The sequence below is a fragment of the Deinococcus aerius genome (genome assembly GCF_002897375.1).
Classification (GTDB): Bacteria; Deinococcota; Deinococci; order Deinococcales; family Deinococcaceae; genus Deinococcus; species Deinococcus aerius.
In genome coordinates this window covers 1-636 of the sequence record NZ_BFAG01000042.1, presented here as the reverse complement: position 1 = coordinate 636, position 636 = coordinate 1, and the positions used below count along the sequence as shown (strand labels likewise).

General features: G+C 64.3%; 1 protein-coding gene. It reads right to left on the bottom strand.

Annotated elements, in window-relative coordinates:
* A partial coding sequence (locus DAERI_RS21735; protein ID WP_114149470.1) for a HAMP domain-containing protein occupies positions 1-636 on the bottom strand: 636 nt, incomplete at both ends.

The window sequence follows — 636 nt, the reverse complement described above, 5'->3', positions numbered from 1 at the left end:
CTTGCCTTCCGTGCCCACCTCGCGCGCCACCCGGGTCACCTCGGAGGCGAAGGCGTTGAGCTGGTCCACCATCGTGTTGATCGTGTTCTTGAGGTCCAGAATCTCGCCCTGGGCATCGGCGGTGATCTTCTTGCTCAGGTCGCCATTCGCCACCGCCGTCGTGACGAAGGCGATGTTCCGCACCTGGTTGGTGAGGTTCGACGCCATCGAGTTGACGTTGTCGGTGAGGTCCTTCCAGGTGCCGCCGACGCCGCGTACGTCGGCCTGCCCGCCGAGACGACCCTCGGTGCCCACCTCACGCGCCACACGGGTGACCTCGCCCGCGAAGCTGTTGAGCTGGTCCACCATCGTGTTGATCGTGTTCTTCAGCTCCAGAATCTCACCCTTGGCATCGGCGGTAATCTTGCGGCTGAGGTCACCATTCGCCACCGCCGTCGTGACATCCGCGATGTTCCGCACCTGGTTGGTGAGATTGCCCGCCATGAAGTTGACGTTGTCGGTCAGGTCTTTCCACGTTCCGCCGACCCCACGCACGTCGGCCTGACCACCCAGCTTGCCTTCCGTGCCCACCTCGCGCGCCACGCGGGTCACCTCGGAGGCGAAGGCGTTGAGCTGATCGGCCATCGTGTTGACGGT